This window comes from Pseudomonas sp. SMSB3 (assembly GCF_052041965.1).
In the GTDB taxonomy this organism is placed as follows: Bacteria; Pseudomonadota; Gammaproteobacteria; order Pseudomonadales; family Pseudomonadaceae; genus Aquipseudomonas.
Genome location: NZ_JBKGGV010000008.1, coordinates 232,335 through 258,388, shown reverse-complemented (window position 1 = coordinate 258,388; position 26,054 = coordinate 232,335). Strand labels below are relative to the sequence as shown.

General features: G+C 58.5%; 10 protein-coding genes and 5 tRNA genes. 11 read left to right on the top strand and 4 right to left on the bottom strand.

Features of this window, described 5'->3' with window-relative positions:
- Positions 1-193 precede the first annotated feature (193 nt).
- The 5 genes from ACLEJW_RS15400 (at position 194) to ACLEJW_RS15380 (ending at position 758) form a co-directional block, all read left to right on the top strand.
- Positions 194-269: transfer RNA gene (locus tag ACLEJW_RS15400), tRNA-Glu, on the top strand.
- Positions 270-273: 4 nt separating this feature from the next.
- Positions 274-349: transfer RNA gene (locus ACLEJW_RS15395), tRNA-Gly, on the top strand.
- Positions 350-441: 92 nt separating this feature from the next.
- Positions 442-517: transfer RNA gene (locus ACLEJW_RS15390), tRNA-Glu, on the top strand.
- A 3-nt stretch (positions 518-520) separates the two neighbouring features.
- Positions 521-596: transfer RNA gene (locus ACLEJW_RS15385), tRNA-Gly, on the top strand.
- Between the two features lie 86 nt (positions 597-682).
- Positions 683-758, top strand: a tRNA-Gly gene (locus ACLEJW_RS15380).
- 92 nt (positions 759-850) lie between these two features.
- On the opposite strand, the gene ACLEJW_RS15375 is transcribed toward ACLEJW_RS15380, so the two are convergent.
- The 4 genes from ACLEJW_RS15375 to ACLEJW_RS15360 all read right to left on the bottom strand — a co-directional run bounded on the left by ACLEJW_RS15375 (position 851) and on the right by ACLEJW_RS15360 (position 11,638).
- On the bottom strand, positions 851-2,317 hold the full coding sequence (locus ACLEJW_RS15375) for a hypothetical protein (RefSeq protein WP_313459810.1): 1,467 nt from the start codon (positions 2,315-2,317) through the stop codon (positions 851-853).
- Positions 2,318-2,363: 46 nt separating this feature from the next.
- Entirely contained in the window at positions 2,364-4,373 is a 2,010-nt protein-coding gene (locus ACLEJW_RS15370; protein ID WP_313298182.1) for an autotransporter outer membrane beta-barrel domain-containing protein, read from the bottom strand.
- Positions 4,374-4,728: 355 nt separating this feature from the next.
- On the bottom strand, positions 4,729-6,723 hold the full coding sequence (locus ACLEJW_RS15365) for a hypothetical protein (protein ID WP_440777846.1): 1,995 nt from the start codon (positions 6,721-6,723) through the stop codon (positions 4,729-4,731).
- A gap of 19 nt (positions 6,724-6,742) precedes the next feature.
- A complete protein-coding gene (locus tag ACLEJW_RS15360) occupies positions 6,743-11,638 on the bottom strand; it encodes an RHS repeat-associated core domain-containing protein (RefSeq protein WP_313298188.1) in 4,896 nt (1,631 codons plus the stop codon).
- 207 nt (positions 11,639-11,845) lie between these two features.
- Between ACLEJW_RS15360 and ACLEJW_RS15355 the strand changes: the two genes are divergently transcribed.
- The 6 genes from ACLEJW_RS15355 to ACLEJW_RS15330 all read left to right on the top strand — a co-directional run bounded on the left by ACLEJW_RS15355 (position 11,846) and on the right by ACLEJW_RS15330 (position 26,015).
- On the top strand, positions 11,846-13,621 hold the full coding sequence (locus ACLEJW_RS15355) for a hypothetical protein (protein WP_313298190.1): 1,776 nt from the start codon (positions 11,846-11,848) through the stop codon (positions 13,619-13,621).
- A gap of 107 nt (positions 13,622-13,728) precedes the next feature.
- A complete protein-coding gene (locus ACLEJW_RS15350) occupies positions 13,729-16,239 on the top strand; it encodes a hypothetical protein (RefSeq protein ID WP_313298192.1) in 2,511 nt (836 codons plus the stop codon).
- 12 nt (positions 16,240-16,251) lie between these two features.
- Positions 16,252-18,477 (top strand): hypothetical protein, encoded by a 2,226-nt coding sequence (locus ACLEJW_RS15345; RefSeq protein WP_440777845.1) that lies wholly within the window; start codon positions 16,252-16,254, stop codon positions 18,475-18,477.
- Between the two features lie 46 nt (positions 18,478-18,523).
- Positions 18,524-21,592, top strand: a complete 3,069-nt coding sequence (locus tag ACLEJW_RS15340) for a hypothetical protein (RefSeq protein ID WP_440777844.1) — start codon at positions 18,524-18,526, stop codon at positions 21,590-21,592.
- Positions 21,576-22,076, top strand: coding sequence for a hypothetical protein (locus tag ACLEJW_RS15335; protein ID WP_313298201.1), 501 nt, complete (start codon positions 21,576-21,578; stop codon positions 22,074-22,076). Before ACLEJW_RS15340 ends, ACLEJW_RS15335 begins: the two co-directional genes overlap by 17 nt.
- Positions 22,077-22,121: 45 nt before the next feature.
- A complete protein-coding gene (locus ACLEJW_RS15330) occupies positions 22,122-26,015 on the top strand; it encodes a hypothetical protein (protein WP_440777843.1) in 3,894 nt (1,297 codons plus the stop codon).
- The last annotated feature ends 39 nt before the right edge of the window (positions 26,016-26,054 follow it).

The following is a 26,054-nucleotide window of genomic DNA, read 5'->3' as shown; positions in this document are numbered from 1 at the left end:
CAGAAAATCAACGCCATTCACTCGGCGCGTTTCATCTGTGGGCCCAATAAGGCGCGAAGTCATTGATTTAAATAAATTTCTACAAAAGGGTTGACGGCCCTTCCTGGCATACATAGAATGCGCGCCACTTGCAGCGTAAAGCACACAGCGAAACGCGGCAGGCAGTGAAAGCAGGCAGCGATGCCAGCAGTGTGTCCCCTTCGTCTAGTGGCCTAGGACACCGCCCTTTCACGGCGGTAACAGGGGTTCGAGTCCCCTAGGGGACGCCATTATGCGGGAATAGCTCAGTTGGTAGAGCACGACCTTGCCAAGGTCGGGGTCGCGAGTTCGAGTCTCGTTTCCCGCTCCAAATTCTCCGGCAACGCTTGACGGCGGGGCAGGAAATAGAAATCCAGTCTGAATCGTGAGGTTCAGGTCCTGGTGCACTGAAAAGTGTAGTGTGTCCCCTTCGTCTAGTGGCCTAGGACACCGCCCTTTCACGGCGGTAACAGGGGTTCGAGTCCCCTAGGGGACGCCAAATGCGGGAATAGCTCAGTTGGTAGAGCACGACCTTGCCAAGGTCGGGGTCGCGAGTTCGAGTCTCGTTTCCCGCTCCAGTTTAAATACTGTGGCGTTCGCACGGTGCAGTGGTGGTGAGGGTCGTAAAGGCGCTTCACGCCGATTAGCGGTAAAGCTTCACATTGCGGGAATAGCTCAGTTGGTAGAGCACGACCTTGCCAAGGTCGGGGTCGCGAGTTCGAGTCTCGTTTCCCGCTCCAAACAGTAGACTGCCCCTTCAACCTGAGGGGCAGGCACACGAAAAAAGACGCTTAGGCGTCTTTTTTCGTTTCTGCATTTCGTCCGTCGCGGTCTATCCAGGAATGTCTACCAGCGTTGCGGAGGTGTGTGGGAATGTCAGCCAGCTCTGTTTATCGTCAAAACTCACTCTGACCTTCACCTGGAATTGATACCCAGACTCAAGCTGCTGCAATTGCGCTTTGGTCAATGAACCCACCGGCATGGCGCTATTTTCGCCTGGCACCGGCGCTTCGCTAATCAGCGGCAGCGTCACCTTCTCCCTGGGTGCACCACGCTTGACCCCCTCGAGCCAAACCGTGACGAACTGTGATGTGGCCATGTGTTGCCAGGTTGGCAGGGAAAAGTTTGCTCGGTCACCCATGGTACTCAGCACCAGGAGGTGATCGGTGATCTTGTCGCATTGCACCACGGGCAAGCCGGTCAGCCATTCCACCTGCAGGCGATGGATTTGCGAGTCGAACAGCTCATCGGCGCGGGTCTTGACCTGATATCTAACCTCTATCGCCTTGCCCATGTGCGGGGCGATGTTGGCCTTCGGCACCTGGAAGCGGCGCCCACCGGGTGTGATGGGAACGTCGCTGCTGTAGGCGCCGACCGTGCCCGGCTCGCCCCAGAACACCGTGATCAGGTCGTCGTCTTCCAGCACGGCATCACTGGGTATCTCCAGCGTGGCGCCGTTTAGCGCGTCGCGCGGCTTGAGCGTGCTGAAAAACGCCGTACCGATAGCTTGCACGACTTTGATCGGAGGCAGGTTGCGGGGAGCGGGTAGCACCGCCGCACCGATGCCAACGGCCAATGAACGCTGAATCGCGGTACCGGCACGGTCCTGCACTTCGTAGCGGGCGAAGCGCGGTCCGTCCTTGGATTGGCGGATGAAATCGCCAGGGATCGCCAGCGTCAGCGGCGTATCGAGGTCTGCCTTGGTCAGCTCGCGAATGCCTACCAGTTCTTTGCCCACTGGGCTGGCGCTCCAGTACCAGCGCACCTTGTCGCCCACCGCCGCGCCGGTGTATTTGGGTACTTGGCCGAGTAACTGGTCGCCGTTGGCTTCCAGATAGCGCTCGGTCACCCCGTTGCGTATCACTTCCGGAGGGTAGACAAGATCATCGTTTTCACCCAGATAGGGTGGGGTTTTATCGATGATGATCCGCAGTTTTTCTGAAGGCACCGTCTCGCCGTAGTGCACCGTTACCTGGTAATGGATGTCGTGATGGCCTTCGATCAGAAAGCGCGCCTCGACATCGATGAACAATTCCACGTCTTTCACTGGCGCCGTCCATTGGCGTTTGGCGACGGGCCTCTCATTGATGAACAGTACGAGCGTCTCCGGCTCTTCAGGCGAAGGGTCGGAATGGCGCCACATCGGGAACTCGACACGCAGAGGGGTGAAGGTTGCCTTGAAGGGCAGCAGATTGAGTTCCCCGTCAGCAATGTCCGGCAACAGGGCAGGAATGCTGGGGGGGAGGTAAGTGGCGGCGAAATCCACTTTCCGAACGGTTCGCAGCTTCACAATGGACATTGTGCTCCTCCAATGAGAAGGGGCCGTGGCCGGCCCCCCTGAGTGATTACCAGTTATAACGAACCCCGAGATTCACGCCCCAAGGCTGTTCCAGTTTTCGGCCATGGCTGTATTCAACTTCGGCGTGGCCCTGCCATTTGTCCGCCCAGCCAAGCGTAACCCCACCCCCAACTTCGCCGCGGGTACCGGACAAGTCATTGTTGAAGCGGTTGTCATTGACCTTGACCAGGTTATTGTCGGCAAATTCGTGTACCACCGCGGCCCGCAGGTAGGGTTGCACCGTGCGTCCATTGCTCGCTTTGAAGGTGCGGCCGAGCGTAGAACCCAGCTTGGCTTGCAGTGAGCGGGTGGTGCCGCCTTGCGCCTGCATGCCGTTGTCCAGCTGGTAGTCTTTGCCTTCGATCACCAGCGCCGACAGTTGGGCGAAGGGTTCGAGGAAGTAATCGTCTTCGAGCCGCAGGTGACGGCCCGCCTCGACGGCAACGCCGACGCCATGGTTTTCATAGTTGCCTTTGGTCTTGCTGCCGTCGCTCAAGCGCACGTCAGCGCTGTTCTGATAGCGGTTGACACGGGCGATAGCGTCGAAGTAGTAGCCGCTGCGCGGATCCGTCCAGGTGGTATAGGCGCCGACGTGGTAGCTGTCGATATCTGCCGAAGCACCCTGTTTGAGATCAACGTCCGAATGGCTGTAGCCCGCCATCACACCCGCCAGCCAGCCACTGTCAGCGACAGGCCAGTCGATGCCCACGGATACTCCTTGCTGGACTTGCTGGTAAGTCACGTCGCCCGCCGCCGATACATTGTACTTATTGCCGAAGGTGCGTACCCAGGCGCCGGAACTGGCACTCTCACGGCGTACCTCGCCCATGCGGCTACGCAGGATGCCGAGCTCGCCGTACCACACGGTCGGCGCGCTGTTGAACAACGCCAGCACCGTGCCTGCGCCTGGGCTGACCACGCGCTTGGTCAGGTCCAGATACCAATCATTGGCATCCTCGCGCACCAGGTCGTAGGAATAGGCGCCCAGGTCAACCGGGCCGCCCGCCAGGCTGAAGCTGGCATCGCCGCTGGCGGCGTGCACCATGTGCAACCTGCTGTCGCCCTTGGGGTCGGTACCCGTGGCCGTGATGCTGAGCGTGTGCTCGCCGGTGGCCTGCCCGGTGATTTCCAGGAAGTCAGCCTGGTCATCGTCGAAGTTGGCCTGCATGAGGAAGTTGCCGTTGCCGGAAAGATTGGCCATCGACAGCGTGTAGAAGCTGCCCGCTTCGCCTAATCGAATGTTGCCGCCGTTCAGGCTCACATTGCTGGCCTGGGTATCGCCGATCAGGTTCCACTGAGCATCGCTATTGATCGCAACCTGCTCGACGTTGCGCAATTCCCCGGTAAAGGTTGCCGCCTGTTCCAGCGTAACTGCAGCACTGCCATTACCGTTGACAACGACATCGCCGTCCAGCCGGGTGTTGCTGCCGCTGACCAGCAGCCGAGCATCGGCCCCATCGGCAACCTCCAGCAATACTCCGTTGCTGCCCCGCAGCAGGGCGCCGTTCTGCACCTGGATGTCCGCCGAAGCCAGCCGACCATTACCGCGGCCGACAACGATCGCTGCGCCATCGCGGCCTTCGACCAGGCTATCGTCCAGCACCAGGCGGGACGCACCAGGCGTTGCGAGGTCGGAGACCCGAATGCCGCTGGTGCCGCCGCTGATCACGCTTTTCTCAGTCGCGACCAGGGTGCCGTTCAACATCTCTGCGCCGCGGCTGCCACTGTCGGTCCCGTTCAGCGTCGTGCGCTGCAGTTCCACCACACTGCTGTTGACTTGCGCGCCTATAGTTCCGCCCTCGATCACGCTGTCACTCATCGTGGCCTGGCTGCCACCCGCGGCGATGAAAGCGCGGCCGCTGGTGCTTACAGTGGTGTTGCGCACAGTGATCGCAGCCTGTTGCAGACCGATACCCACCGCGCTGCTGATGCCTGGCAGTATCTGTACATTCTCGAGCGTCGCGGAAGAGCCCCTGTCGACATCCAAATACAACAACTTGACATTGCTCGCCGTCAAGTTCGCGCCATTCAAGACTCGGTAATTATCAACGGGGCTGCCTGCGCCAATAACGGTATCTTTGGTCACATTGGTCTGGGCGAGGGCTGATGTTGCCAGCAGCAAACTGGCTGGAACCAGGGCGCACAGGGATAACGCAGCTTTCAATTCTGCTGGGTAGAAAATAGTCACGACCGTCTCCTCGGTGAAGTAATACCTCGAATCGATCTCCATTCAATGGCGATCCTTCGCACACGGTAGTCTGGAAAATTCTCTACTTATGTAGGAAACGCCCTACAAATAATGGTAAAAATTCAACATCTGATCAGTGACATCGAGGCCCAATCGATGTCACTGATCTCCTCCCTGGTTGCGCTCAGCTCACGACGCAGCTGTCGTTGCCCTCACCAAGACTGATTCTTTGTACCGCCCATTCTGAGCTGGGCCCGCCGACTATTTCATAACGCACCCGTGCACGTGCACGGGTACTGTTGGGCCAATCATAGATAGGCAGCAGGCGCTCATCGTAGGGCTCGATCCTGTGAGTAAAGCCTTTGATATTGTTGGCGTCGATATCAATAGTCCACTCGGCCCTGGCGCCCGGCACAGGGTCTGAACCATTGGAGTCTGAGCTACCAATATAGGGGTCCCAATACACTCTCACTTGGCTGCCCGGATGGGTTTCGTCGGTAAGATCGGGAATAGTCACACGCAACGCAAGCGCTTTACCGGCCTCTCGCAGCGAAGCGCACACTAACCAGTTACTGCTGTTGATACCCTCATAGGCAGGGAGTGGCAGTATTTTGGTAACGGCATCTGCATCGACAAACTGCACCACTGATTGTTGAACGTTAGTGGCATCTACTGAAGCACGGATGGTGTAATAAAACGGCAGCTGAGGGTGGTTACCCGCGGCTTCGATATACTTCCATGGGAGCGTAACAGTAATGGGGTCTAGGTCCGAAAGATTCACTGTATAGCGGACGTCCTCGGCCAATTCACCATTCCAGTAAAAATCCACGACCTGGCCGTCTGCGGCGTTTGCATAGCGTGGGAAGGTGAAAGTTGCGTCAAGATTTCCATCATCGCGTCTCAATATGTTGATTGGGTTATTGCCACTCCCGCCCGTGACATCTGGGGCCAGCAACTCGGCATTGATAGGGTCAGGCCAATCCGGGTCCGGGTCCGGGCGGACTGGGCCGATGACACTGAAGTCTACACCCACGTTGATCGACTTGGGGCCAAAGGGGACATCGCCACGCAACACCTGATAGCTGACAAGGGTGTCCTTGAGCCCGGTGAAGTTGCCGTATTCCAACCGCAATACGTGTTTGGGCACGATGATGGAAATGGGAAATTGCTTACCGCCAACAGGTTCGCTAATCAGTGTCGTTCCACCCCATGTCACCTGTAGGTGGTCGGTAGCGCGAGCGTTGTCGTAATAAGGGATTTCAACGGTAATCCCCTGGATTGCATCTTCCAGGTCGAGCAGATTGTCCCCGCGTGCCAGCGGTACCTCGGGGTCTTGCAAGTTCTCTGGCAGCGCGCCGAGGGTCACATGGATGGTAGAGGCCAATGACAGTCGGCTTTTATTCCCAGCCTTGTCGAACAGGTAATAAACCACGTAGTACTGCCCATCCGAATGCGTTTCGATCAGGTCTTTTGGCAGTAAGATATCGCGGTTCGCATTGAGTGGGCCTTCATGGGCGGGGGTGGTGTAGTCGTCGTGTTCATCTGGCCAATGGTTGAAGTAATAAATCTTGTAAAGGTCTTTACCGGGTTCCTGATCGTTAAAAGCTGGCAATGTGCCGAGCAGGTCGCCATGCGTGGCGAGGTAGGCATCATCTATCGGAGTCGCGGGCAACAGCGGAGCAGCGGGTTGGATGTCAAGTCCCCACGGTGGTGTGCTGTCACATATCAAGGGAACAGATACAGACTCTTCGGGCTGGCCAACGGCATTGCGCATGCGATAACGCAGCCAAACGTTGCCATTAGCAGGGAGCTTCTTATTATCAGCCGTAATTTGTAAGGGAAAGTCGCCGCTTTCCATCGGGCCCGCGAATGTCATGCCGGCACTGATGTCATGATAGTTTTCTTCAATGTCACCCTCGCTGGAAAGTTGCACCCATATGTCCACGTAATCTCCCTCTTCTGGGAGGTGGCGAAATACTGGAATATCGACCTGTAGCGGTTCATGCAGCGTATCGCGCAGCAATGTGCCATCTACCGGGTCGGCAATACCGAGCACTTCGGGTTTGTCCAACAGGTTTTCCGCGGCATCTGGCAATACCTGCATATGCGGTTTGCGAGCCCGGCGTTGGGCCAGGTTAGCGGCTTGGGCTTCGTTTTGAGTAGACGACAGTTGTTTCATGACTACCGATCTCCGTAGCTTACCAGCGAATGTGAGTGTTTGACTTTGCTTCCCATCCTGGAGCGTTTTTATCAAGGTAAGCCGTGACACGTCTCATGACCGGCCAGGGATTAGGCGGGGGAGGGTTCTTTCTGAATACCGTTGGCGAAAGATCCCTTGTTATTGTTCCTTGAGGCGGTTCAATTCCACCCGATATCGTTGACGTGAGACTTGTGGTTGAGGGCTTGCGGGAGGATGGGCCAGCTAATCCTTTAACTGCCTTGCCAACCGAGCTTCGGTTAAACCGCTTGGCAATCTTGCCTCGGAACTTCAACCCCCCACTGAAAAGCCCGACAGCCGTGGCAGCAATCCCGAGGTACATGGCAAGTTGACCCGCCGTCTCATTTTGCGGATTCACCGTATTGACGATCTGGGATACTGTCGACGCCACGGTGAGTGACAGTGCAATGGTCGCCGCCACTGCCTCGCCAACCACCGCAGCGGCAGCGGTGGCAGTCACGGTGCCTGCCGCAGCGCCAGCCACTGCACCCTTGACCCCGGCGAGGGCTGAGCCAGCGAACACCCCGGCAACGATCACGCCCAGCACCGCCAGGCCCACGAACACCCAACCCATGACCTTGCTGCCGGATCCGCCTCCTCCGCCGGGGGAAATCTCGTTGTCGTAGCGACTGCTCTGGCGTCCGCTCCAGCCAATGGCGGCTTCACCCGTCGGGTCGCGGAAACTGATGGGGTTACCGCGGACGTAGCTGTAGTAGTTCAGCCCGGCTTCACCAAATGGGCTCTGGTGCTGAGTATCGGGGCTAAGGAAACGCATCAGCGTGGGGTCATAGGCGCGGTATCCGTTGCCCAGCAGATACCAGCCCGTGGCCGGGTCAAGGGCTTCGCCGTTGTAACCTAGACCACTGCCTGGAGGGTTGTCGCTCGCGTGGGCGCCGTAGGCGGTGTACACCACGTCGCGGCGGGTGCTGCCCAGGCTTTCGGCGACGATGCTGTGGCTGGCGGTGGTCTGCAGCAGCACCGGCACACTGCCGTCGTCGCGCTGCTGGCTGAGCGGCTGCTCATCCTTGTAGCAGTAATGCTGGTACACGCCACCGTGCACCGCCAGGCTCAGGCGGTCGCCTTCGAAGTACAGGTTGGCGCGTTCACCGGCGGCGTCTTCGCGGGCTTGCAGGTGGCCATGGCCATCGTAGCGATACTGATGCTGCGCCACGCCCAGCAGGCGGTTGTGGCTGTCGTAGCGCAGCGTGCGGCCCTGTGCGTCGCGGGTTAAGTTACCGTTGGCGTCATACGTGAATTGTGGGTTGCCGGTCGATCGCGCAGGGGTGTATTTGATGCTGCGCAATTGGCAGGGATCATCATAGGCATACTGGTATTGGGCACGCTCTGTTCTGGATCCATCGGCGAACTGGGTGACCGTGATGCTGATGTTGTCGTAGGCATCGAACGAAAAAGTCTGCTGCTTGAGCGTGCGCCCCAGCTCATCGCGGGGCAGTTGGCTGCCCGTGCACTTGTATTCGGTGAGGCGGTTGTTGGTGTCGTACTTGAAGGTTTCCTTGAGCAAGGTGGTGCTGCCTTGGCGCAGTTCACGCCACTCCAACAAGTCTTCGGTGAGCCATTGCAGTGTCAGCGTTCGCTCGGCCTGGCCAGCCTGGCGCCAAGTGCGTGTGATCTCGCGGTCTTGATCGTCGTAACCGATCTCCGTTTCAAGGCTGTTTCCCTGGCCGTCGCGTGTGGCGGTCAGATAATGCCGGCCAAGCCGGTCATACACGAACCCGGCCGACAGTTGGCCTTGAGTCGTGGAGGCCTGGCGGCCAAAGCCGTCGTATTCCACGACCGTGGACCCGCCTTTGTCGTCGAGCGTGCCAAGCAGGCGATCGTGCACCGAACTCTGGTAGGTGCGGCTGTGGCTGTTGCGTCCGGTAGCGTCGTCCCAGTGTTGGGCGACCAATTGGTTGGCCGGGTTGTAATCGTAGCCTCGACCGCTCCCGCTGGTATTGGCACCGGTGATTCGGGCACTGACTTTGTTGAAGGCGAAGTTGGCTTCGCTGTCCTCGGCCAGACTGTGCTTGGGTTCGGTGGTCAGCGCAAAGTCATAGTCATAGGCAATGGTCTTGCCAGCAGCGGTGATGCGCCGCCGCGGTTGCGATTCGCCGTCCTGGTATTCGAAGTGCTCGACCCGCGGCCCGCTACTGGCAATGATCAGGCGATCGAGGCCGTCGTAGTAACGGCTGCCCAACTGATGGCTGGCCAGCGAGGTGTTGCCGGGCGTAACGAAAACCAGGGTAGGCAATTCGGCATCGGTGTGCGTTGCATAGTCGCGTTGCACGCGCGTCTTGTCTGGCAGCGTAGTGCTCAGCATTCTGCCGAAACAGTCGTACGTGAACTCGGTTCGCAGGTTGCGTTCGTCCGTTTCGCGCAACGCTCTGCCGAGCCCATCGTAGGCATAGGCGCGGCTGGCCAGGCGCACGCCATTGGCATCCAGACGGTGCACCTGATCTGGTTTTTCGAACGGGTTGAGCCAGGTTTGCGTGGCCCCGCTGATGAGCTTGGCGCTGCCGTTGCCAACTTCACTCCACTCATTGAGCACCGGGCCTGTGCGGTGCTCGCTGTTGCCCAGCGGGTCGGTCTGGCTGTAGTGCCGTACACCGTCCGGGCCAATGAGGCATTGCTGTTGGCCCCATTCGTCGTACTCCAGGGTCTGGGTCACCGCCAGCGTGCCGCGCTGGCCCATCCAGTCCACGTCGGTCTGTTGCTGTTGCTGGCCGAGCGCATTGAATTGCACGGCACTGATCCGCTCCATGCGCTGCGGGTCTTGCGTGTGAATGTGGTCGCGCCGTTCTTCGACCACCCTGGCCAGGCCGTCGAGTACCGTCAGCGTCTTCACGCCGCGCGCGCTGATGACGGTCTGGCTGGCGGGCTTGGCTTGCTCGTCGTCGTTCTTGGGCGTGTAGAAGGCATACTGGTAAGCCCTGGACGCTTCGAATTCCGTGCCGGGAGCAACGGTGGAGCGGATGACCCGCGCCAACGCGTCGTACTCAGTGCGGGTGTACACCCCATGCTCATCGGTCTGGCTGACGAGCTGGCCATTGAGCATCGATTGTTCAGCCACGGTGCTGCGCTCGCTGCCATCGTAGCCAATCACTACCTGCCGGGTCTGCAGCACTTCCCGGTCGATGCCGCTGCCCGGAACTTTCGCGTGGTAATACTCCGTGGCGGTTTCCAGCCCGTTGAGGGTCTGCACCTGCAAGTAGCGGCGGCCATGCAGGAAGGCGTCGGTTTTCGAGTTGATGTGATTGATACGGGTGTAACGTACGGTCTTCTCTTCATTGCCCTTTTCGATCAAGGCCTCGCTGCGTAGTACGTGCCAGGGCTGGTGCTTCCAGTCCTGGTCCGGGTCGTTCTGATCATGGCTGGAGTCGTCCAGGCGCGGCAGGGTGGTGTAGCGATAACGCTCGATGAGCGTAGGTGCTGCAGCCAGAATCACACCGTTGGCCGGCGCCGGCGTGGTGGTTTTCTGTTTCAGGTGACGGCTGAAGCCTTCTGGATCGGCAGGGCAGCCGTCTTCACCCGCAGGGTCATACCACTCGCTGGTTTCCACAACCTGGTTGGGCGCTTGTCGCGTGCGTACATTGCCGTCGCCATAGTAGCTGTTGACGCTTTCTTCGCTGCGCGGCGGGCGCAGGCCGTCACGCTGTCTCCAGCGGCGAAGCACGCGAATGGGTTGCTGGCAGGCATTGACCTGCTTGGCGAACGGCCCGTCGGTGATCGGGTAGGTGGTGATCTCCTCAAGTACGGCATTACCTTGGCTGGTGACCTGCTCCGTCAGCAAGTGGAAGCGGTTGAAGGTGCGAGCGACCGAGCGCACGGGCTGGTTGTCGACGTACTGGGTTTCTTCGCTGCCGTACTTGTAGTCGCCTTCAATTTTGTAGAGGTTGTCCAGGCCCGATTCATCCCAGCTGATCCCACTTCCTGCGCCCAGGAAGTTGTTAGCCTGGCCGGCGAGTTCGTAGCCGTAGCGGGTGTCGAGCATCGGCTGCCCTTCGCCGGGTTCGAGGGTATGGCGGGTGACTCGCGGTAGCGGCCGGCGACCGCTGCCAGCGGGAAACTGATGACCGCTGTCAAGGTAATAGAGCGTTTCCCATGCGCCGGCAGGCGAACGCACGCCGCTGATGCACTGCAGCCCCAGCACCGACTGATAGCGCATCTGCCATTGCCCAGGATGTTCACCCGGGAGGGTAATTCGAGTTACCAGGCGGTTTTCCAAACCCAATTGATAGCGTGCCAGGGGTTCACCGTCCTCGCCGGTGAAAGGGCGTACCAACAAGTCGATGGTGCTGTCGCCTATCCGCTGCACTTGCAGCAACAGCGTGCCCAGCCCATCGGTCACTGTGTCCAGCAGCCATTGGTCAGTACCGAATGCTGTGTAGTCGAGCAGCAGCTTTTGGCCCTGTGGGGAGTAGATCTCTGTCGGCAGCGCTACATTGCCCTTGAGCTTGAGAATTTCTACCAGGCCTGAGCGGTGCATGACGCGAAGGCCCGTCAGGGTATGCAGGTTTTTCCCGCCCATGGGGTAAACATTGAAACTGGCCAATTTTTGTTCGGGCACCGCCAGGCGGCCGCTGGGGTGGTTGGAATCCTCAAGTTTGAAAGATTCGCCGGAGTGCAGGCTTAACACCTGGTTATCGCCGGTATATTGGGAAAGGTTGAGATTCCAGCCGCTGCCGTAACCCGAATCCCCCACGTTCAAAGGGTTGAAGTTCAGCTGCAGCTTGAAGTCTGGACTTTGCAGGTCGTTACCCAGTAAATCTGGCAAAGCGATGTGCAACGTATATTGCCCGGTTCGCGGGTCAACGCCATGTTCAAGAAAACTTAGAAAGCTGGTGGCGTTGGAATGCAGGGAATGTTGGATAGACACGAAGTTCACCCCTTTCAAAGGCTTCAAAGCAGTACCGTCACCCCGCGTGGATGCTGTTTCAGTACTGTAATTCGCGTAACGATCAAGCGCAGGTTATCGAGGTGGATTGCTGCAGTCACCTAGCATTTCTGTCAGTTACACCAATGCGCAGTACTCGCTATAACTTCTCCATCCCGTCCCTCGCTGTAGGTTTGGAGGATCAGCAAAATGGCGATGGAAGTACCTTTCATACCGCTCCTGGACTTGGCCACGGAGTCTGTCGAAGTCGATAGCGTGGGGCCTCAAGGGCTGGAGACTTATCTGCCCATCCCAGGCTTCAGCCCAGGTGACTTCGCTCACATTAATTGGCGCAGCCGCATGGCCAGTGGAGAGCCGCTGGATATCGTTGACCGCGTAAGGATTTTTGAGACGGACGATGAAGGGCGCGCCCTTTACATTATCTCTCAGGCCGATATGCAGGCACTCGACGGTGGCGATGTGTTCTTCTCCTACCATGTCGACACGGCCGACGGGTCAGCGGGTGAAGAGTCGCTGCGCCTGCATTTTCATGTCAGCCGGCCGATGGGCGGTGCGCTGCCACTGGGCGTCGCACAAGTCATGGAGTGCCATGATCGGATCATCGATATAGAAGAAGTCGAAGGCGCCGGCGCATTGGTAGTGACGCCCCCTTACCAGTCCATGGCCTTGGGGGATGTGCTGGAGTTGAGTTGGACCGGCTATTTTGACGATGACTTCAGTCTTGGCCCGGTCACCCAGGAAATCACCCTCATGGACGAGGCCCAGCTTGGCAGGCCGCTACAGTGGACGTTGGACTACTCGGATATCGCCCTTTATGTAGATGGCTATGCAGATCTCGAGTACAGCATTACCTATGCCAACGGCGAGACCACCGCGTCTCCCCGCCAGCGTTTTCATATCAAGCAAGGCGAACCGTCCGGGCTTCCTCGCCTGGCCCCGCCACTCATTCCTGGGGAAACCAGCGATGCGGTAAACCCTGTTGCCTACCCGAACGGTATCAAAATCGAGATCCCCGCCTACCCAAGCCTGCGTACCGGGGATCAGGTTGTGCTGTACATCACCGGTTCATTACCGGTGGTGCATGCCCTGCGCACAGACTTGAGCACGGTAGACAGCGGCTACATGGCGCTGTTGGATACTCAGTGGATCACCAACCAGGCCAACGTTGGCAAACGCTTCGACCTGAGTTACCAGTTCAGCCACGCCGGCGCCGCCATGCACTCGATGCCGCTGTCGGTGACGCTGCGCAGCCCGCTCAGCCTGCCATGGCCGACCATCCAGGACGCCGTGCCAGAAGGCGGAGACGAGGACAATCAGGCGACTGTCCAGCCGTCTCAGCTCACAGGTGGCGCTCAGGTTCGTATACCCGATACCGCAGAGCTTGGCGGCGGCAAGGTCAAGGTGCACTGGGAAGGCCATCCCGGTTCTGGAAACGTGGTCGTGGACGAACCGATGGCAGGCCAGGAACGGGTGTTCCTGGTACCCCGCGAGGCTGTGCCGGCGAACATAGGTAAACGGCTCGATGTGCGCTATAGCGTCACCCTGGCAGGTGAGCAGCCCGAGTTTTCAGAAGCCTTCGACCTGAAGATCGCTGATTACAACGCGAATCGCTTCAGCCCCATCCAGGGCACGCAGGTCAGCGACAATAAGTTGTCGCTCAGATTATTGAATTATAACAATGCGCACTTCACCCTGTCGCAATGGCCGTTCATGGCGCAGGGGGATTGGCTGGAGATAAAAGTCGTCGGTTTGGGCAATAAAGTTGAGTTTATGCGCGAGGCCAAGGCAGGCAGTGCAATCACCGAGCAAGAGTTTCGCAATGGCAAAGTGGACGCCTATCTAAGCTATCCGTTCGTTTCGCAATTACCGCTTTATCAACCTTTTAGTGTGCAAGTGCGCATCAGCTTCGATCAAGGCGTTTCGTTTAAAGTCTACAACCCTGTGGAAATTACCTTAGTTAATTGAGCCCTGCGCTCTCGGCGAGGTTGGTCATGTCTGAACTCACTCAGGAAAATTTACTGAACTGGTTGCGTAGTCGAAGCCGTCTATTGGGATGGGACGGTATTGTGGCGATGGACCGTAGTAAAATCAACGGCGTCCTGTCACAGGAATATATCGAACGATTCAATACCCAGGCGTACCTGGAGCCGGTGAGTGGTGATATTAACCTCGGTCCCTCGGCCAAGGTTTTCATTCATGACTTCACGCTCGATCGGCCGAGGCTCTCGTTCGAAAATGCCGATTTGAACGACTCCAAGGCGCGCTTGCGCATGGCGGTGATCGGCGGCAATCAAGTGAACTTGCGCAAGGATGTCGACCACTGGTATCCGCAACGGCTAGACCGAATCGGCCCGCTGACCGGCCCGCAATTATTGCTGAACCTGCGCTTGCCGGATGTGCCCGGTAGCGTTTCAGGCAGTGGGGCGATCCTGCTTGACTTGAGCAGGAGTGATGACTTCAGCCTGACCTTCTCCGACCAGCAGGACGAACGTGAACTGGGCGGTAATTTTTTCAAGGAACTGTTCAATCGATTACCGCCAGAGCAGCGAGTATGGTCGCTGGGGCAAGTCGAGGCGAGCAGCAACGATCACATCCAGGCTGAAGCCTTCAGGCTGAGAACCCAAGCCAAGCCTTGGCCCAAGAATGTGCCGACACCCCTGATCGGTAGCGACGTCGAGGGCGATGGGGCGCTGCTGGTGTTCATCCGTATGCACGGTGGGCGTGACGGCAGTTTGCCGGACGCCAACTCGGATTTTCGCTACCTGATCGTGGATGACCGCAGCGAGGGATCTTCTGCGACTGCCTTGTACGACAGCGGTCGCCTGCTGATGGTGCAACTGATCGGCAGGTTGTCGAAGGTTTTCATCGACCTGGGTTTCCGTTTGAACGCCAACAGCAACGGTAACTACATCAGCGCGACCGCCCAGCACGGCCATTACTATTCGCCACCCCAACAATTCAGCCTCGAAAAGCCCCTGTGGTGGGTGACGTGGGAGGAGCCTCACCCGAATCCAGAAGTCGAGCCTTTCTTTACCTACTATGTCGACCTGTTGGCGGAGACCGAGGGCAACGGCATGGTGCCAATCGCCTCAGGGTTCGGCATCAATATCCGCAACCGGAAGACTGTGGAAATTCGCCTGGCCTTCATGGTCACCCAATTGGTCGAGATGATCGACTACTGGGACGATAAGGGTTTGTTCAGCAAATCCGATTTCAAAGACTGGAATGTCAATGAGGTCGCGTCGCCAATCGCCGTAGAAATCGACTACAGAATCGTCGATAGGGCGGGTGGTGTGCTCGAGCTCGAGCGGTTCACCGTCAATGGTATCGACGCCAGTGTGGACTTCAGCGCTTCTTCATTCGAACAGGCCAGCGAAACCCTGCGCCAGTACGGTAGCGGTTTGCAAAACGAAATGGAGGACCAGAAAAAATTCTGGTATGCGCTGGTGGTCGCCGGCCTCGCTCAAACGGTCTTGAACACCATCAGCACCATGCAGTACGAATCGTTTGCCGGTCCGCTACGCGAGGCCTTGGCCAAAGACTTGCCAGTTTCCGATGTGGTCGAGCCCTTGGTCAAAGAAACCATTCGCCTCGCCTTCGGCCAGTCCATCCACAGCGATGAGGTACGCATCCCCAACGATATCGTGGCGTTCGGCCAGGTCAAGCCCGATAGCGGTCGTTTTCTGGTCACCCCCCTGGAGCCTGTGATCAGTGCGGGCGGTACCCAGCGATTTGCCGTCGAGCCAGCCGATGCCGAAGTGACGTGGAGTGTCGAGCCCCTGCAGGGCTTTGCCAGTTCGGTCGAGCGCATCGATGACGATGGTCTTTATCACGCCCCTGGCGCTGAGGAGTTTCAAGGCAGCTTCCTGCGTAGACGGGTGATCGCGACCCACAAGTATTCGGGTGAGCGCAGCATGGCGCTGATTACCATCATGCAAAACAGCATCGACCTCAGCCCACTGGTGGAAATCTGCGCGCCCAATGCCGAAGTCACCCTCAAAGGTGGAAGCCCGGGTGTGGGTGAACTGCAATGGTCGTTCATCACCACCAAGCCGGGTGGCCGCTTGCTCACGACCACTGGGGCCCAGGTCACCTACAAGGCGAGTCCTGAGCAAACCGGCAAGGCCTACAGCATCGATGAAGTGCAGGTGCGCAATGGCAGCAGTGGCGAATCACGCAGTGTTTGCCTGATCACCCGCATGGCGAAAAAGAAGCCGATGCCTATCACGCTGGAAGAATACGGCACCGAGGCGGGCAAGGACTGGGTGCGCCTGGCGCTGAGGGTCAATGGCCAGATTCAGGAAAACGTGCAATGGAAAGTGCTGAACGGCCCCGGTGACTTCGTCGGTGGCGTGTACCAAGCCAACCCCGACAGTGACGCGCGCTTCGCCGTGGTCGAGGGTCGGGTCGAGCAAAAGCCCTGGGGCTGGATGGAAGGTTTCATCATCTTGCCATTGCCGCTGGAAAGCGCCACGTCGACGTACCAGGTACTTGCCAGCGACGCCAGCCGCGCCAACGCGAGGTCCGCACGCAGCGCCACGGCCTGGCCAGTGCAGATCACCCAGCTTGCCAGCGAATCTTGAGGAGCGAACACCATGGCGGATAACTCACTTGGATCATTGCTCGATGCAATGAAAGTCAACGAACGCTTACACCAACTTGACCTGGTGGTCGCGGTGCCTCCCGAGCGTGTCGATGCACTGATCGCGCAGGCTCACGTCGCCCAGCTTGGCCAGGGCGGAAGTATCTCGGTCGATGGCGAGATCAAGATCCGCAATACCACGCTGACCCATACGCTGCGTGGCTACTATCTTGGCGCGCCAACCGTTGACCTGGGCGAGGCGTACTACGATACGCCGCAGGTCCGGCAGCAACAGAGTGTGGAGGGCGGTACGCAGGTCATCAGTGACGATTATGATGGGGTGCTCGGCCTGTATGCCCACGATGCACTCAACAGCTTGCAGCTACGTCAGCGGACGCGTTTCGACAGCGATGCGTTGCGCGTAAGCCTGGATATCAAAGAGGGCGAGAGCGACAGCATGGAGCTCGACCTGGGCACTGACATGCAATTGCGTCTGGCCGGTGGCGCATTCATGAAGAACGTGCTGAAGGGGCTGGACAAGGAACAGGGCAAGTACGCGCTTTTGGGGTTTGCCGAGCAGGCGACTCGCAACCCCTATCTCAAGGTTGACACGCTGGGCGTGCGAACCCACCGCAGCGCCGACGACCAGCAAGGCGCACTGATGATCTTCGCGGGTTTTGAAAAGGGCACGCCTGTGGTGTACCCCCCAAAAGGCGCAATTCCGTTTCTGTTGCCCGATGAAATGGCCGAGCAGGCGCCGGTTTCCATGACGCTTTCCAGCCAGCTGCTGCACCGGGCGGCGTTTGCCCACGGCCTTGAGGGCATGCTGCAAGGCGGTGGTTTTACGTACCAAAATAATGCCGTTGGCGGTCTGCGCCAAATCACCGCGACCAAGGGCGCCTTGGCGTCACCGGCCATCGAGTACAACGGCGTGAAGTATGCCTTCAAGGCCGATGCCTTCAACCTTGAGGCCTCGCACGGGACGGTGCCGCTGCGTGCCGAGTTCGATGCCGACCAGGCACATTTGCGCTGGCAGGCGCAATGCAAAGTGCCGTTCTATTACAAGCCACTCACCGGTGGCGGTTGGCAACTGCTCAATGGTGATTTCGCTTTCCAGCTGTCGCACCGCTTCAACCTGTTCAAGCCCTTCGCTGAAGAAGCTGAGGACAGCCTGCTCATGGGCCAGGTGTTCTGGCCCTGGGCTGACGAGCCTGAGGTAAGCACGGTGGGCGGGGTCGCCAGTCAGTTGCCGGATGAACTTCAGCAGGAGCTGGAAACATTCGTTGCGCTGCTGCTCAAGCGCTCGCTGCTGGAGGGCTTGTCGCACAACTTGAGTGCGTTGATCCCTGAACAGGTGCTGGCCGGTTTCAGTCCCGCCAAGGGTAGCGTGCCGGCGATGCGCCATAGCGAAATGCCGCACGGTATGGTCTTGTTCGGCGATCTGGGCTGCGGCGCGGACATGCGCATCACCGACCAAGGTCTGCGCCTGGCGGCCAACGGCAAACATACCTTTGAGGTTCAGCCCGCGACGGCAGGGGTAACCTGGAGCTTGGCATCCGTGGCTGGCAACCCTGGCGCGATCGGGTCGATCGACCCGCGCAGCGGTGAATACCTTGCACCGCCGGCACATGCCCTGGAAGGCCGCCAGGCCCGCGTGCTGGTGATCGCCAGCAAAGGCACCCAGCGCAGCATGGTGCAGCTCACCGTATTGCCGCAGAGCCTGACGGTCAACCCGTTGATCTACGTCTGCGCGCCGGGCGACGAGCTGACCTTCGCAGCCGGTAGCCTGGGCGCAGCGCCAGTCTGGAGCATCCTCGACCAGCCCGCCAGCGGGCATTTGCAACCAAGCGCAGATGGTACCCGCTGCCTGTACCGGGCGAGGGAGGCGGAGGTCGAAGGGACGTACGTGCTCGATCAGATTGAGGTACGTGAACCCGACAGCGGTTGCACGCGTACCGTGCATGTACTGGTCAAGCATGTGGTACCTGCACTGCTGATCGAAGCCACCCCAGGCGCTGGCGGTTTACAGATGACGGCCTACTTCAACGGCGAGCCCCTGGGGGAGGAGTTTGGCCTGCAATGGGCACTGCCTTTAGGAGGGCCGGGCACGCTGGATGAGAGTGGTTGGTATCAGCCTGTCGAAAACCCAGAGCAACCCTACGTGTTAGTCACGGCCTCGATCGAATCACCCTGGGGCATGCTCGAAGGGCACCTGATACAGCCGCTCGCAGGGCTGTAGGCCACATTTTCCAGCGATACCTATTTTTCATCGCGAGGATGAATCAATGTCTAATTCATTGGAACAAATCCTGTCCGTCATGAAGCAGGGCAGGGCCACCCTTGGCTGGAGTGCAGTGGCGATCTATAGCCGCGAACGCCTGAACCGTCTGCTGCAACAACAGTATAACGAGCGTTTGCACGAGCTACGTTACCTGCCGCCGTTCACCACTGAACTTGCCACTGCCAGTGAAATGCTTGCAGCGCGCATGGCGCAACAGCAGCCTCAGGTGATCAACGCGGTGCAGGCGCAGCAAGTTGAGCAAAGCAAGTTCCGGCTGACCGTGGATATCGATACCGTCGGTGCACAGCCCACTGCTCGGGCCAGTCAGGCTGGGGCCAGTGTGAAACTGCAGGCCATCGAGTTCGGCACCCCGGTACTGTCGTTCAGCAATGCGTCGGTCAGTAACTCCAGGGCTCGTCTGAGCATGAATATCGTCGGCGGTTCGTGCACCGCAGGTTCTCGCGCCGACAGCCGCATGTTCTCGGTATTTACCTTGAACGAGGCCATGGGCTACTCACTGGAGATGGATATTGACCTGGCGCTGGTACGCGGCTCGGTCGACCACACGGGGCGGGTGACGCTCGATCTATCCAGGGGCAGCAAGTTCAGCTGCAGCCTGTTCGCTGAGGATGCACAACTCAATGTTGCGCTGCTCAAGGCTTTGCAGGCGTGGTTCAGACAGATGCCCAGCAGCCGTAGCCGATTCGAACTCGGTGTACTGGACCTCGACGGCCATAGCCCGCTGAAGCCTCAGGAATTCATCATTCGTACCCAGGCTGCACCGGGTGCGGGCCTGCGCAATGCGCAGAACTACGGTGACGGTGCCGTGCTGGTGTTCATCCGGGTGCAAGCTGACGCCGCTAATGGTGGGTCACCCTCACTCAATTACCCTTACCTGTTGCCCGATGGGAATTACTCCGCCACTGTCGTGCTGGCCAAGCGTCATCTCGATTATGCAACCGAGGAGCGCCTGGTACTGCTCAACAGCCTGCTGTTTCCTGCCGACTACGAGTTCATCGAGCGGTCGCGCTACACCCCTCACGACTTGGCGATTTTCGGCAACATCAACCCGCAGCGTACGCGCTTTACCGTAGAGCCGAACGGGCAGGTGATCGGTGCCGATGAAAAACTGCAGTTCAAGCTGCTCGATGGAGAGGGTAGAGAGGTCTCGGCCCATCGCTGGCGAGCGGTTGGACTGAAGAGCCACACGGCGGCCAGCCAAGGCGTGATCAGCCCTAATGGCCTGTATAGAGCAGCAAGCCACGAAAACCTTGGGCATGAAGTTCTGCCCGTGGTGGTTACCGCCGAATATGACGAAGCCGGCGAGACCTACCGGGCTTCGGCGCGGCTGCTGGTTTCGTTCGAGCGCCTGCAGATGATGCCGCGCGTGATCAGCCTGCCGCCAGAGCGCGAGCAGGTGCCTCTGTCGGCATGGGGGGCTGGGAATAAGGTGCAGTGGCAGCTCGATGGCGTGGTGGCAGGTGCACTGACCGTGATCGATGACCAGTCAGCCGCTTTCCAGCCAGATGCCGAACGGCGTAAACGCACCTTGTTGGCCCAGCATGTGGTTGCCAAGGACGGTGACGAGGGGGCGGCCGCATTGCTCATGGTCAACGCCCAGCAGTTGCTGGGGGTAGAGCCCAATTTCGTGTCCCGCCTGAAAAGCACCACCAGCTGTCAACTTGGTTTGAGCGGCACGATGTTGCCGAACATGCGCCGGCGCTGGCGAGTGCTGTCAGGCCCGGGCGAGGTCGATCAGCACGGGCGCTTCACCGCTTCAGCTGAACGCACCACGCGGACCAGCGCGGTGGTCTGTGAAGCGGTGCATAACGGGGTCATCTTTGCCACGGATTACAGCCTTGTGGAGCAATCGGAGCTTGTGCCTGAAAAGACCTGGCAGTCGCTCGCCAAGCATGGCATCACCGTTCCCGGAGGTGCTGAGAACGGAAGCAAAGGCTCGCTGTATGGCAATGGCTTCCAGCAGATGCCGGTAAAAATCACTGTGCAGACGTCTCGAGTGGGTGGCGAGTACTTTCCGCTGAGTGTCAACGAGCTGGCCAGTATCGTCATCGCCGACAGGGTAAATAAGCAAAACGTCAAAATGATGCCGGAAACCAGCGAAGGGCTGGAGGATGGAGTGGTGGGCGGGGTGGCATGGGCACTGCGCGCTACAGCCAACCAATTTCAATCGAGTGTTGGCGCTCTGGCTGAGGCAGCGCAGGAAGACATCCTGGCAGATGAGCAATTTCAGGCGTTTTATCTGCATGGCCGCTCCCGCTCGAGCCAAGTACGCGAGTTTGTGACATCGCTGCAAAAGGACAGCGGCGAGTGGTTTTCCAGTGATGAGAAAACTGGACTCGATAACAAAATTGAAGTCACCACGCGAGAAGTTCCGTCGTTCAGCGACAGCGATTATCGCTTCATTGGCTATCGGGTGGATGGCGGCGGCCAGGGCGAGGAAGTGCCGGCGAGGCCGGACGATGACGAATTCTACTTGCATCCCAAAACAGTGGATTATTGGAAGCTGCAATACCCTGGCTCACCCTTCATGTCGTGCGAGGTGGTTTCGGACTCTGTCGACGACCCGACGCCAGCGTTGAGTACGCTGGCCTGGGAGAGCGAGCACGACTATGAAGAATATTGCAGTTACACCGGTTTTATTTTCGAAGCACCGGGCGCTGCACGTCAGCAGAACATTGCATTCCACGGGCAATTAAGTAAAGCCCTGGGTGTGCAATCGTCACTGCTGGCGGGTATTCGCGTTAACCGCAATGTTTATTCCCCCGGTTCATTGGTCATAAGCAATCACCGTACTGACAATATTTCTTTCGCTAAAAGCGATCCGAAGACCCGTGAAAAGTTGAAGGACGGCATTCAATTGGCGCTTCGCGACAAGTTAGGAAATCCACACTACCTGCGCGTCTCCTACTTGTCCGAAAGCACCGTAGGCCACCGCAACCGTTTGCGCCATGTGGCGACTCCAGCGGCGTACCTGCGCGCCTGGGCAGAGCCCGAGCGTTCCGATCAAGACCAAGAGCAACTTGGAGGTACCGATCATGAAACGAATCAATAAGCGTGTTTGGATGTGCACGGCAATGTTGGCGGTGGCGCTGTTACAGGGGGGCACGCGGTCGCTGGCAGCGTCGACCACTGAGGAAAATGTCGCGACCATCAAATTCGCTAATAAAGGCTCGAACGACGCGCCCGGCAAAACCTGTACGAAAACGGTGTCATGGAACCACACGGGCAGCTACAACCTGGCTGACATGGACTGCAAGAATGACGAAGCGTATTTTTACATGTTCGAAAACGTGCCCTCTGCAATGAAGATCATGTTGAGCTCAGAAAAGGACTGCAACAAGAAAAAAAAAGACTGGGAGTTTGAAATGATCACCTACAAACACCCCCTGACGATGGATAACTGGAAACGCATTTCTGATCTCAAAGGGATGGTGGCCGGCCAGATTATCGTCCCGGGGTTGAAACTCACGCGAGAGGATTATGACCACGGCAACATCGACGGAAAACTGTCCTGTTTCACGATCGACCGACCTTGACCTCGGGCAGCCCTCTATGAGTGTTCAAGTCCAGGAGTGTGTGTGATGACTCAAGCCACGTCAGTTCATTCCAATGCGTTCAATTTCATGAGTTTCATTCAGGGCGGCGTCGACCCCAGAACCGGGCAATACACGGTCGCCATCGACTTGCCGGAACTCAAGGCCAACGACCTGCAAGGGCCAGGTTTTGCCCTTCGCCTGGCATTCAACCCGTTGAACCTGGTCGACTCGGGTTTCGGTAGGGGCTGGGACCTGAAGCTGTCGCAGTACACGCCGCACAATCAGGTATTGGCCTTGAGTACTGGCGAAGCCTTCCGGGTCAACGATACCAACCGTGAGGACCGACGCCTGTTCATGCCAGAGCAGAAGCTGGCGAGCTTTCATGTCTACAAAGTGGGAGAGCAACCACTGAGTGGCATTACCCAGCTACGAGTGGTGCACCGTTCGGGGCTGGTGGAAATACTCGAGCGCATGCAGGTCGGCAACACATGGATTGCCCTGCCGGTGGAAATTCGCTCAGCGCTTGGGCATCACGTGAAGTTGCGCTATAGCGACTTCAACCAGGCTTACAAGTTGCTCGAGTGGGTAGACGATGCCCAGGGCAACCCGCTGCTGAGGCTTGTGCGCACTAGCACCCAGGTAGCCATTCAAGAGTACCCGTATGAGGGGGATGGTGGGGAGCCATTGGCGAAGTTCGTGATGCATCTGGGCAGCGACAACCGGGTCGACGCTTTGGCCTTGCCCACCAGCAACCAGGCCAGCTGGCGGTACGAGTATGGGTTCGAGGACTACATGTACATCACCCGGGTCAAGACCCCCACCGGTGCCCAGGAAGATCTCTACTACGAGGACGAAGGTCACCGCTTCCCCAGCAGTGCCAGGCGCCCCAACTTGCCGCGGGTGACACGCCATGTCACCAGACCTCGCTTCGACCAGCCGGAAATGGAGGTCAGTTATTCCTACCAGTCCGATGCACCGGGTGGGTGGGGCAAGCGCAACTTCCTAGGCGATGATAGCGTCGCCTGGCATGAGGATGACGGCCAGGACAACCTGTATCGCTACAACGGCCGCTACTACTACGGCTCCATCCAGCAGCATTGGGTAGATGGCAAGGTAGTGCGAACCATTGAACGCCAGTTCAACCGCTTTCACTTGTTGGTCTCCGAGGTCACCCGCCAGGGCGACGCCGTGTCGGAAACCCTGCAGGATTACGGTGGGGACGAGGAGCAGCCGTTCGAAAACCAACCTCCCAACTTCCAGCTGGTAACCAAAGAGCGGCGCCGCTGGCGCGACGCCGGGGGCGTACGTACGCCACGGATGGAGGAGGTGAACAGCGTTTATGACAACGATGGCAATCTTACCGAGCGTACGTTGGCAACCGGTGTTCGGGAAGAAAGCCTGTGGTACCCGCCAGAAGGGGAGGGCGAAGACTGCCCTCCAGATCCTTTTGGTTTCAGGCGCCACCTGAAGCAAAAGACCGTGCGACCGGCCCAGGCCGATGGCCAGGCCCCCGTCCTACGCCAACATTACACCTATAAACTGTGCCCAAACCTGGATGACCCGCTGTACGACCCAAGCGATCCCGATCATGACTGGCGGGGCGCTGGGGTGCACATGGTCGAGGACGAAAACCTCTACGAAGGCGAAGACACCCTGCTCGAGGCAACCCATTTCGAGTACTACCAAACGCCTGCCGATGCGTTTGAACATGGCCGTCTGCAGAGTCAGAAATCGGCACATGGGAATGAGCAGACGCCGCCAATTACCACCACCACCTTTACCTATTGCATAGAAAATGACAGCCGGGCCGGTGAAACCGTACTCAAGACCGTGCAAACCCTTACCGGCTTCGATGGCGAGAGCAAAGTCATCACCTTGCACCATTCGATCCTGCTCGACCAGCCACTGCTCAACCGCGATGACAACGACGTCGAGATCCGCTATGAGTACGACGCCCTGCGCCGTGTGACCCGCGAGACTGTGGCGCCGGGCAAGGACTCGGAAGCGTCGCGCAGGTACCAGTACTTCCTCTGTGGCAACGATTACGAGCAGGCCCACCAGTGGGCCTTCGATGTGAAGCAAGTGAAGACGGCAACGCATTTCGACGGCCTGAACCGGGCCATTCATGAAGAGCGTGATGATGTCGACAGCAAGGTGTTCGCCGGTGCGCCACGGCCGATCTATCGCGCGGCGTACGATGGCTTGGGCCAGTTGGTGGAAGAAACGGAAGTCGATTGGCTGGGCGAGCGCCTTCTCGAGCTCAAAAGCACGTACCAGTACGACGACTGGGGCGAGCAGTGCTGTGTGATCGGCCCGGATGGCGTGCAGACCCATGAGCAGATGGACCCGATCGGTACCCGAGAATCAGCTGGGCCGATCCAGTTCAACTGGCGGGTAGGGGATGATGGAACGAGCAGCGGGGTCACTGAAACCTGGTTCAACCTGTTCGAAAAACCGACGCGTGTCGAGCGCTACGTGGAAAAGGAAGACCGGGTTCGCGAACAAGAGAGCCTCAAAGTGCTCACTTATGATGGCTTGGGGCGGTTATTGAAGGAAATCGACGGCAAGGGAGCAAAACCGCGAATCAACAGTTATGAATACGATGCCTTCGAGCGTCTGGTCGAGCATACCCTGCCAGGCAACGTCAAAGTGGTTCGATCGTTCGCCAGCCATAGCCGTGAAGATTTGCCCGTGAGTATCAGCGTCAACAAGATTTTGTTGGGCGAGCAGACATTCGACGGCCTTGACCGGCGCACCAGTGCCACCACGGGTGGGCGCAAACAGACGTTCCACTACCACTCGGGGCAGAACCAGCCTTATGAGATGATCGTCCCGAGCGGCGAGGTGGTCACTTACGAATACGACCTGAGCGTGGGCGAAGAGCCTACCCTGCGCAAGGTGGCAGGCGAGCCTGCCAATTTCGGATTCGACAAACACAATGCACGCCTGCTGGATTGCGATGTACCTGGGCAGGCCACCGCCCGCACTTATTTCAGTAATGGGGATGCCAGGACCGAGACACGTACCGTGGATGGGCAGGTCTACGCGATGCTTTACGACCACAGTTATCGCAGCCGTTTGCGCAGTTATACCGATGTGACGGGGCAGGTGCAGCAATACGATTACAACGCCTTCGGGCAGCTGGAGGAAACCCGCCTGCATCCCGAAGCGCCCTCTACTAGGACGAGGGCCAGGGTGCGACGAATGGCCGAAGACGATGAGGTACTTATCCGCTCCAGCTTTGTTTACGACAGTTTCGGCCGTAGTGAGTCCATCACCACCTGCGATGAGCAAACCGGTAATACGTTGAAAACCAGCCTGGAATACGATGCGTATGAGCGCGAAGTATTGCGCACATTCGATTTTGGCAACGTGGTTCAGACCTTGGAGCAATGTTACGACGAATACGACTGTCTGAAATGGCGCACGCTCAAGGAAGATGGCCGTGAATTGCGTCACGAGACCTATGGTTACGACCTACGCGGACGGTTGGTGAATTACACCTGCAGAGCAGCAGAAAGTGCTGACCCAGAGCAGCCCGATGCGCACTATTGGCCGGTTGATCCCTATGGCAAGAAAATCAAGGGGCAAATCTTCAGCTTCGATGACCTGGACAACATCAAGATTGTCGTCACAACATTCGAGGGGGGAAGCAATCGGGCCGTCTATACCTGTGGCGACCCTGCAAAAGGTGAGGATCCGGCGCAACTGAGATCCTTTACCAACACCCACAAGGACTACCTGCCCAAGGTGGTGAACCTGGATTACGACGCCAATGGCAACATGGTGCTGGACGAGGCGCAGCGCATGTTGAAGTACGATGCCTTGAACCGGCTGGTCTCGGTAACGCTGCCAGCGCGCAGTGCCAACGAACCCGGAGAACAGGTGAGCTATCACTACGATGCTCAGGATGTGCTTAGCGGTACCTCAGGCGACTAGCTCGACAGGCTACTGGGAGATGCGTGCATCTCCCAGTGG

Coding starts and splice junctions, on each gene's coding strand:
- ACLEJW_RS15375 (WP_313459810.1), bottom strand. CDS start 2,317: ATGTCCATTGTGAAGCTGCGAACCGTTCGGAAAGTGGATTTCGCCGCC.
- ACLEJW_RS15365 (WP_440777846.1), bottom strand. CDS start 6,723: ATGAAACAACTGTCGTCTACTCAAAACGAAGCCCAAGCCGCTAACCTG.
- ACLEJW_RS15355 (WP_313298190.1), top strand. CDS start 11,846: ATGGCGATGGAAGTACCTTTCATACCGCTCCTGGACTTGGCCACGGAG.
- ACLEJW_RS15350 (WP_313298192.1), top strand. CDS start 13,729: ATGGACCGTAGTAAAATCAACGGCGTCCTGTCACAGGAATATATCGAA.
- ACLEJW_RS15345 (WP_440777845.1), top strand. CDS start 16,252: ATGGCGGATAACTCACTTGGATCATTGCTCGATGCAATGAAAGTCAAC.
- ACLEJW_RS15340 (WP_440777844.1), top strand. CDS start 18,524: ATGTCTAATTCATTGGAACAAATCCTGTCCGTCATGAAGCAGGGCAGG.
- ACLEJW_RS15335 (WP_313298201.1), top strand. CDS start 21,576: ATGAAACGAATCAATAAGCGTGTTTGGATGTGCACGGCAATGTTGGCG.
- ACLEJW_RS15330 (WP_440777843.1), top strand. CDS start 22,122: ATGACTCAAGCCACGTCAGTTCATTCCAATGCGTTCAATTTCATGAGT.